Origin of the sequence: Anaerobacterium chartisolvens (assembly GCF_003337415.1) — a bacterium.
Lineage (GTDB): Bacteria > Bacillota > Clostridia > Acetivibrionales > DSM-27016 > Anaerobacterium > Anaerobacterium chartisolvens.
In genome coordinates this window covers 1-9,436 of record NZ_QPJT01000051.1, presented here as the reverse complement: position 1 = coordinate 9,436, position 9,436 = coordinate 1, and the positions used below count along the sequence as shown (strand labels likewise).

9 protein-coding genes are annotated in these 9,436 nt (G+C 42.5%); 2 read left to right on the top strand and 7 right to left on the bottom strand.

The genetic code is table 11. The features are described from left to right. The 6 genes from DFR58_RS21225 to DFR58_RS21200 form a co-directional block, all read right to left on the bottom strand. Positions 1–704 (bottom strand): transposase (locus DFR58_RS21225; protein ID WP_114300424.1); only part of this gene is annotated, 704 nt, incomplete at its 3' end. A gap of 91 nt (positions 705–795) precedes the next feature. Then, positions 796–3,333 (bottom strand): FtsX-like permease family protein, encoded by a 2,538-nt coding sequence (locus tag DFR58_RS21220; RefSeq protein ID WP_114300422.1) that lies wholly within the window; start codon positions 3,331–3,333, stop codon positions 796–798. Continuing rightward, a complete protein-coding gene (locus tag DFR58_RS21215) occupies positions 3,333–4,019 on the bottom strand; it encodes an ABC transporter ATP-binding protein (RefSeq protein ID WP_114300420.1) in 687 nt (228 codons plus the stop codon). The genes DFR58_RS21220 and DFR58_RS21215 overlap by 1 nt, the downstream gene beginning before the upstream one ends. 82 nt (positions 4,020–4,101) lie before the next feature. Next, positions 4,102–5,091, bottom strand: coding sequence for a sensor histidine kinase (locus DFR58_RS21210; protein WP_114300418.1), 990 nt, complete (start codon positions 5,089–5,091; stop codon positions 4,102–4,104). Continuing rightward, positions 5,078–5,764: a response regulator transcription factor gene (locus DFR58_RS21205; RefSeq protein ID WP_114300416.1), complete on the bottom strand. Its 687-nt coding sequence runs from the start codon at positions 5,762–5,764 to the stop codon at positions 5,078–5,080. Before DFR58_RS21205 ends, DFR58_RS21210 begins: the two co-directional genes overlap by 14 nt. Positions 5,765–5,812: 48 nt before the next feature. Then, the gene (locus DFR58_RS21200) at positions 5,813–6,184 is read right to left on the bottom strand and encodes a BlaI/MecI/CopY family transcriptional regulator (RefSeq protein WP_170138278.1); all 372 of its coding nucleotides are present in this window, start codon (positions 6,182–6,184) and stop codon (positions 5,813–5,815) included. 316 nt (positions 6,185–6,500) lie between these two features. On the opposite strand from DFR58_RS21200, the gene DFR58_RS21195 reads away from it, so the two are divergent. Beyond that, a complete protein-coding gene (locus tag DFR58_RS21195) occupies positions 6,501–7,775 on the top strand; it encodes an FAD-binding oxidoreductase (protein WP_114300411.1) in 1,275 nt (424 codons plus the stop codon). Positions 7,776–7,927: 152 nt separating this feature from the next. Here DFR58_RS21195 and DFR58_RS21190 read toward each other — a convergent pair whose 3' ends face one another. Next, a complete protein-coding gene (locus tag DFR58_RS21190; RefSeq protein WP_114300409.1) occupies positions 7,928–9,148 on the bottom strand; it encodes an IS256 family transposase in 1,221 nt (406 codons plus the stop codon). Between the two features lie 42 nt (positions 9,149–9,190). Between DFR58_RS21190 and DFR58_RS22670 the strand changes: the two genes are divergently transcribed. Next, entirely contained in the window at positions 9,191–9,316 is a 126-nt protein-coding gene (locus tag DFR58_RS22670; protein ID WP_114300427.1) for a BBE domain-containing protein, read from the top strand. Positions 9,317–9,436: the final 120 nt, after the last annotated feature.

Genomic DNA, 9,436 nt, shown 5'->3' with positions numbered 1-9,436 from the left:
TCCTCCAGCCTTTCTCCAAGAAACTGCCCTATCCTTTGTATTATTTCCTCCGGCATCCTATTCCTTACAATATAGGACTTTTCACTGTTGTACACATTTTCAGTATATGCCCTTAAGATATTATTATCAACTTCCTTCATTATGCCCGTTTCTTTCATTGATTCCGTAAAAGCTCTGTACTTTTCCCGTGATGCTTTTTTGTCCCTGTCAAAGTGAGCAAGTATAAAGCTTACGTCCACTATTTCTTCAATATCATTCCTGAGCCCCGTATATATCCCGTAGGATGAATACCTGTAAAGCTCCTCTCTCCCGGCATATTCGGGCAAATCCTTCGGGTTGTTGTGGATATATGCCGACAGCGTCAGACTGTATGTGTCGCTGTCTACTATCGAGCTCGCGAACCTGCCCTGATACAGGTGCCCATGGCGGTTGTATTTCCTGTTGAAGTATGCGACATAGGCATTGTTCAGGCAGCGCATAAATAACGATATGTCATATCCGCAAGGGTTTATATAAATATGTACATGATTATCCATAAGAGCATAAGCGTATATTCTGCAGTAGTATTTATCTTTATATCGCTTAAGCAGTGCAAGATAATAGTCCTTATCCTCGTCGCACTGGAAAAGGTCTATCTCGCTTATGCTTCTGGACATCACATGATACATGCATTCTTCAGATTTTTTTCTTGCTGCTCTTGGCATTATACCCACCCCTTGGATTTATTATATAATATCAGGCATAATTTGTCAAGAACAAATGTTCTATAAACGGGAGCGTCCCCCTAATGTTGAATCAAGCCATATCATCCCGTAGCGCGTCAATGATATTTTCCCTTTTTAGCTTGTGAATGGCATACAGCGTGGTAATGAACACTACAAGGAATACGCCAAGCATACTGATTCCGATGCTGCCCCACGGGAATATAAAATCAAGGTCACCACCACCAATAACCATCCCCTGATAAATCAACCAAGAAAGGATTCCTGAGAGGGGCAAGCCCCAAAGCATCGTTCGTGCTCCATAAAGAGCACATTCAAAGCGCATCATCTTATTGAAATCCCTATCGGACATCCCCACAGAGCGGAGCATGGCAAGCTCCCGTCTGCGCAGCTTGATGTTGGTGGAAATCGTATTGAACACATTGGCAACCGCAATCAGGGAAATCATAATGATAAAAACAACAGTAAACAGATTTACGATGAACAGGATATTTCGGTTTTGCTCCAGCATTGCATGAACATTGTACAAAGTATAGCTGGAGGTAATGCCAGTTCCCTCAATCATCGCCTGCATTTTCACCGTTGACTGTGCAGGATTATCTGACCAGAAAGTCAAGCCCATTTTCGCAGGTGCATCCAGAGCGTCAAACTGCGACTTCATCTGGTGAGGGGCAACCACCATCAAAACGTATCCTTTCACCTCAGAACGTTCTGCAGGCGGTGGATCTAATGGGTAGGTATCTGCAAAGGTTGTGTGAATTATTTTCGTCTGTTCCCCGGATGGGGCACTAAGGATAAAATCCATCGAGCGGTCTGTAAACATATCAAGCCCGCCGTTATATTTCCCGACGATAATCATTTTTGAGTTTTGACCGTTATATTCCGCTGTGGGCAGACCGAGGCTTTCGATAAAGTTCTTATAAATGCCATCCTCAATAAACTGAACATCCATCGACAGCTTTACCGTTTTACTTGGTGCATCTAAATCTGCGGACTCCCGGTAGCTATCCCAAAAACCACTGGTAAGATTACTTGTATTGACCTCGCAGGTATAGGTTAAAACAGCCTGATCGGTGCTTTTGGTAACTCCGTCAGCGGTTTTCAAAGCATCATAAAGCTGGGACAATTCACTTTCGGTCATATCCCGTGTATAGAGCAGTATATCACCGTCCATTTCAACAGCTGACTGCCCCGCCACCTGATCCAAATAGGTCCCAAACGTGCTTGCCGATACAAATAGCACTACACTCAAAGTAAGGGACAGGATAATACTGCGATAACGCCGCTTGTTTCTCTTAAAGTTTTTTAACGCAAGTGTTCCCTCTAAACCATAAAGGCGTTTTTCGAGTTTTGATGTTTTTACCGCTTTGGATTCTAACTTGACCTCGTTTGTCTGGCGGATACACTCCATCACAGGCGTACCGGCTGCTTTCTTTGCCGGAATATAGGCTGAAATCAGAATGGTGATTATACTGATAACCGCTGCTGTAACAAGAGAGGGAACAGATACCTTTAAAGTCAACGGTACGTTGCTATAAAGAACATTTGCGAAATTCTCTGCTACAAGAGAAAGTACAAGCATGATGCTTGGGATGCCAATCAAAATGCCGATGGGAATGCTAATCGCACCGATGCAAAGTCCCTCAAACAGCACAGAATTGCGCAACTGCTTTTCTGTGGCACCTACGGACATTAGAATGCCAAACTGGTGTGTACGCTCGTTTAGGGAGATGTTGAAAGAATTGTAAATCAGGAACACCGACCCAAGCATAATCAGGGCAACCAAAATTCCCCCGATCGAGTAGAGCAGTGCATTAAACATCTTATCTTCTGAAAGCCCCATAAAGCGTAGCACATCATCGTTCAGGACATAAGCGTGGCTCTCGGCCTCGCTACCTGCATACGAGCGAATCTGACTCGGCTTTTCCAGCGCAACAAACGCACTGAAGCTGTCCGACGGAGTCGCTGTGTCTGCTGTTGTAATCAACGTATATCCGGGAGCAGAACGTTCCTCAAAGGCGGGTCTTTGGCATATGCCGACGACCGTGTAGGTCTTCTCCGCAGTGGGTGTCAGTGTTTCTTCCCCGGAACGATACGAGTTGTGCTGACATAGCGTTTTGTTTCCAGCCTTACGGTTTCCGACCGCAAGGGTAAGGGTATCGCCAACCGAGATTTTCACACCACCGTTTGCCGCAACGTGCGCCGGAACCATAATTTCGCTACTGTTTTCCGGCAATCTGCCGAAAAGAATTTCAACAGGCAAAGTGGAAAAGACTTCCTTATTAAATCCAGCAATAAATAAATATGGTTTGTCGGGATTTTGTCCGCCTTTAAGCGTTGCATAGCCGATATTTTCAAAGGATGCGATATTTGCAACTCTGCTATCATCAGCCTGTTCCTGCACAAAAGAGGTATCTACATCGGGAAATTCAACGTGCCAGTTGCCGTACTTCATTATCGCTCCGTTGACCATATAGGTTTGCAATGAAACAGAAAAGGTAGCAACTGCCGTAATCAGAGCAGCAGACAGAACAACTCCGACGATTGTTACAAGTGTTTGTGTACGGTTCTTTTTCAGTCCTTGCAGGGCAACTTTATTAAAGATGTTCATTATCGTGTCACCTGCCTCTCATCCCGCACCACTTTCCCATCCGCAATGGTAATAATGCGGTCTGCCTGCAAGGCGATATTTTCATCGTGGGTGACAAGAAGCAGGGTCTGCCCATATTTTTTATTGCTTTCTTTCAGCAGCTTAATGATTTCCTGTCCGTTACGGCTGTCCAGACTGCCGGTCGGTTCATCGGCCAGCATGACTGCCGGAGCGTTCATTAAAGCACGCCCGATAGCAACACGCTGCTGTTGACCACCCGAAAGCTGATTGGGCAGATGGTTTTTGCGTTCCTGTAGACCCAGTAGCTCCAGCAGATCATTTAGCCGTTCCTCGTTAACCTTGCGCTTGTCCATCAAGATAGGCAAGGTGATGTTTTCCACAACATTTAAAGTGGGGATAAGGTTATGAAACTGATAAATCAGCCCCACCTGCCGCCTGCGGAAAATGGCAAGTTTTTCGTTGCTCCCCGCATATATGTCCTGCCCGTCTAAATATATCTTTCCACGTGTCGGCACATCAACACCTGCAATGACGTGAAGCAAGGTCGATTTACCGGAACCGGAAGAACCGATTATCGCAGTAAAATCCCCCTTTTCAATAGTAAGGGTAACATGGTCTAACGCAGTGATCTGGTTATCACCCTTGCCGTAGACCTTGCATAAATTTTCAATTTTCAAAAACTCCATTATGTGAGCCTCCTTTCTCGTGGTTTACCCATATAATAAAACTTTTAACTTACATCTCTGTGACTTTCAGGTGAGAGATCCGTCACTTTGAAAAGCGAATAGAAAATATTGCGCCGCCCTGAGAGTGGTTTTTGGCGGTAATCGTAGCGCCATGCCGTGTGATAATCGTCTTGCAGAGAGCAAGTCCAATTCCATATCCGGCAGCACCTGCATGTTTACCTCGATAGAACCGGTCAAACAGGCGTGGTAAATCTTCTTTTGCAAAGCCTGCGCCGCTGTCGCGAATCGCAATTTCGGTAAACAGCGGATTGTCCTCGCAAGCAATCACAATCTTTCCGTCATCTCCGGCGCTTTCCAAGCAATTTTTGAGGATGTTTTGAATGGCTTCTGAAAGCCAACCTAAATCGCCCTGAATGATTATCCCTTTCGGCATGTCTATTTGCAAGGTTATATTGTGCAGCTCTATTGGAATCAAAAACTTATGAAGCGCACCGCTTATCAAAGTATTCACATCAATTTTATCGTTCTGAAATACAACAATACCCGCATCCAAACGGGATAATTTCAGCAGTGAAGTAAGCAGCCAATCCATCTGTACAAACAGTTCCTTTGTTTCCCGTATCATTGCTTTGCGTTCATTTTCATTACGGCTATTCTCTAACAATGATAAAATCAGGTTCACAGATGTGAGGGGGGTACGGAGCTGGTGTGCTATATCGGCCATCGAATCAGCAAGATGTTCTTTTTCTTTTTTTAGCGCGTAATTTTGCTCCCGAATACGCAACGTCATTTTTGTTATCTCGCTTTGCAGAATGGACAGTTCGCCCTCATGTGATTCAGCAATATACAAACGGTCTGCGTTATGAAGCACAAGGTCGATTTGATCTGAAATTTGTGCAATGCTTTTATATCTTTCTTTAGTGAATGCATAAAATGCCATGCCAAAAGCAGCGGCAGAACAACCGGACAGGATTCCAGCTGCCGTATTAATTGCAAATCCCAGCGCCACAGCAGCGGCAGTTATGCAAGAGAACAAAATAGCAAACTGACGAAATTCTCTATTTCGAAGCATATCCATCCCCCAATCGATATCCTGTCCCACGAACGGTTAGAATGATTTGCGGGTTTGCCGGGTTGTACTCGATCTTCTCCCGCAGGCGTTTGATATACACGGTCAACGTATTGTCATTGACAAACTCGCCCGCAGCATCCCACAATTCGTCAAGCAGCTTGCTCCTTGTGATAATACTTTTTGGGTTGTTAATAAACACCAACAACAAACGGTATTCTAAAGCGGAAAGAAAAACCTCATTGCCGTTCTTTTTCACAACGCCGCTTGCCGTATCGACATGAAGCCCAGAGATTTCAAAAGCCGATGGGGAACATCCGCTTTTACGCAGGGAGGTTCTGATCCGTGCAATCAATTCACGTGGACGAAAAGGCTTGGTGATGTAGTCATCTGCACCCATGTTTAGCCCGGTAACCACACTCGACTCATCACCGGAAGCTGTCAGAAAGATAACGGGTATATCCACTGTTTCCTTGATTTCTGTACAAACTGTAAAGCCATTTCCGTCAGGCAAGGAAATATCAATCAGTGCCAAGTCAAATTTATTCCCGGAAAGAACTGCAAGAGCTTCTCCACGTGTAGAGGCGTGGGTTACAGTAAATCCCTCCGAACGGAGCAAAAGTACGAGGTTTTTAGCGATTGCCCTATCGTCCTCAACTAAGAATATCCGTTTCATTTATGTTCACCATCCTTTTTTAGTAGTATCATGAGTTCCAAAATCCATTCAATCATGAGATCGCGTCGATTCCAACCATTTTCGCAAATCATCAATATCCTCGGCAGTTAATCCGTCGTTGCTTCCCATGCACGTGATGAGATTACTGATACTGCCTTCATGCAATTCATTTAGAAAGGCTTGTGTTTCTTGCTTCTTATAATCGCTTTCGCTTATCGTTGGTGTATAGCTGCGAAGTTTACCATTCTTTTCTGTTTTTAGAAGCGCTTTTTCACATAAGCGGTTTAGAAAGGTCAACACGGTGGGCTGCTTCCAATTTCGTTTATCTGCAAGTACATTCATTACTTCAGAGCTTGTTACTGTTTTATTTATTGTCCAGATAATTTTCATAATCTCATATTCAGATGATGATATCCTCATTTTCAACTTCCTTTCAATCATCTTTTACAACTTGTCGTTATAAAATATTTTATATCCGTTATAATACAAAGTCAAAAGATTATAGGGACGATCCTGTTCCTTCTTAACCCTAAAAGCCCTGTACTTTTCGCGGGATGCTTTTTTGCCCATTAAAGCTCATCTCTCCCGGTGTATTCAGGCGAATTATTGGGATTGTTGTGGATATACGCAGACAGTGTCAGGCCGTAAAAACAGAAGCGTCCCCAAATTTAAACAAACTGCATAGGATGGAATATGGTGTTCTTTGATTTCCTGATTTTTGGAAGGGAGTAGAAAAATGAAATCATATATTTACAGAGGCCTTACCGGTAAGGTAATTACGCGATACAGCCCGGAATATGAAGAAGCTAGACAGGAATGGAATAGGGCCATACAAAAGTTTCCTTTGGCAATTGTATATTGTCATAATACGGAAGACGTAAGCAACGCCATTTGCTGGGCAAGAAGCCGTGATATTAGACTTAGAATACGATCCGGAGGGCATCATTATGAGGGATACTCTACAGGTAATGATGTTCTCGTGATAGATGTGAGTCAAATGAATCATATCTATCTGGATGAGGTGAGCAATACTGTACAAGTACAAGGTGGTGTTACCAATCATCAGCTCTATCATCGAGTTGCGGCAGAAGCATATCCCTTCCCAGGAGGAACTTGTCCGACGGTAGGTGTTATAGGCTATACCCTAGGGGGAGGATGGGGCTATTCCAGCAGAATTTTTGGCCTTGGGTGTGACAGCTTAATAGAACTGGAAATGGTAAATTCCATGGGAAAAGTGATAAAAGCAAATGAAACACATAATTCCGATTTGTTCTGGGCATGCAGAGGGGCAGGGGGAGGGAACTTCGGTGTTGCTACCGGCATGACTTTTCGATTGCCGCCCAAAATTGATAAGGTGACCTTGGTGGAGTTAGAATATCTCCAAGCTTCGACGGAGATAAGAATACAATTTCTTAGTGCTTGGCAGCAATGGTTAATGGATTTGGATCAAAGAATTACAATCAATGTAAGCATATATAATTCTGTAGTGGATGGCATTGGTATTTATGGGAGAGGTTTGTTTTATGGAACGGCTAAAGAAGCAGACATGGTATTACAACCGCTGCTACAGTTAGAAGGAGCGCGTTTTGATTTGAAGGAAATGACATTTTTTGAAGCGATACAAAAGATTGAAGAAAGCTATCCGGATTCTGAGAAATTTAAATCAACAGGAAGATTTGTCAATAGACAGTATACCATGGCGGAATTGAAAAATATTGCGGACTTGATTGGATGGAGGGCAGAGGGGTCGGTATATGCTGCTGTGTCGCTATATGCACTTGGGGGAAAAGTAGGGGCAGTGAATAAAAAGGATACGGCATTCTATTATAGGGATGCTGATTATATCATGGGTATCCAATCAGTTTGGAAGGACCGGCGGTATGAATCCGATAATACAGATTGGGTGCATAGAAGATTTAAATATTTAGAATCCATTACCGATGGCTCGTATATTAATTTTCCATACAGTTGCTTATTAAATTATGAAAGAGAGTATTACGGAGGAAAATGAGAGTGTGAAATAAATTCTGTAAAATAGCTTTCTATGATAATTTTTGGGGCATGAGTGTTTGGATATCGAGTATTCATGCCTCGTGTTTAATATAAATTATGTTTTTGCGTATGTCAATAAGACCCTGTTCAAAAAGGGATTATTTTTATTAATTATAAACGACCTTCAAACATGATTGATAGTTCACCATAGACCTTACCCCAGTTTCTGATTGGCAGGCTCCACTTTTTTGTTGCTTCAAAAGTTGCCAGATAAAGAGCCTTTAGCAGGGCTATATCACTTGGAAATACGCTTCGTGCGCGGTTTAGTCGACGGTATGTACTATTCAGACTTTCAATTGCATTTGTCGTGTAGATGACCTTCCGTACATCGGAAGAAAACTTGAAAATCGGGCTAATAACGTCCCAATTGACCGACCAGCTTTTCATGGCGTTTGGATAATAAGCTTCCCATTTTTCAGTAACCTCAAGCATTTGTTCATGTGCAACTACTTCTGAGGGTGACTGATAAATAGTTTTTAAATCCGCTGCAAATTTCTTTTTATCCTTATCAGCTACATATTTAAGGGTATTTCGGACTTGATGAACAATACAACGTTGATATTCTGTTGCAGGAAATGCGGTATTTACTGCTTCTTTCATTCCACTGAGGCCATCTGCACAAAGAATCAGGATATCCTGTACCCCTCTGTTCTTTAACTCGTTTAATACTCCAAGCCAGTATTTACTACTTTCATTTTGCCCTATCTGTAGACTAATCACCTCTTTTAGCCCATCTTCATTAATTCCTAGAATAACGTATGCAGCAAGCTTTTTTATTACATTATTGTCTCTAACGGAAAAGTGAACGGCATCAATAAAAATAACTGGATAGATTCGGGATAATGGGCGGTGCTGCCAGTCCTCAATTTCAGGAAGGAGTTTGTTGGTAACATCTGAAATCATACCTTCACTAACGTCAAAACCGTAAATATCCTCGATCTGCTCTGATATCTGCCTTGTTGACAATCCTTTCGCATACATGGCTATAATCTTATCATCAATGTGAGAAATATCCTTCTGACGTTTCCGAACTACTTGTGGTTCAAAAGAGGAATCTCTGTCCTGAGGTACTTGGATATTCATTTCACCATATTTACTGCGTATGGACTTAGGTTTTTTACCATTACGGGCATTTGAATTACTTGTGCGTTCGTAAGCTTCATAGCCTAAGTGGTTATCCAACTCAGCTTCCATCATACTTTGAATAGTGCCACCCAACAAATCTTTTAAAGCGTCCTGAATGTCATCGGCTGTTTGGATATCATACTCTTGTAAAAGAGCTGCGATAATGTTTTGTTTTCCTTCTGATAAATCTGATTTTCTCCGTGCCATAAAAATAGCCTCCTATGATTTTTTATTGTACCATAGAAAGCTATTTTAAAAATTATTTATTTACAGAGTTTTTTTCATAGGCTCGAGAAAAATTCTTATAGGCTAAGGCAGATCAATGAAAAATACGATCCGTTACAAGTTTTTTCTTTTCCACAGTCGATCGGGTAAAGTTAAGAGCCATCATCCGTCATATAGGGACGCTCCTGTTTAATATAAATAAAGCCAGCCCATTTAACGAGCCTTGTAATTAAAATTTAGAAAACTAAGGCAGCATTTTGTGTGCCTTAG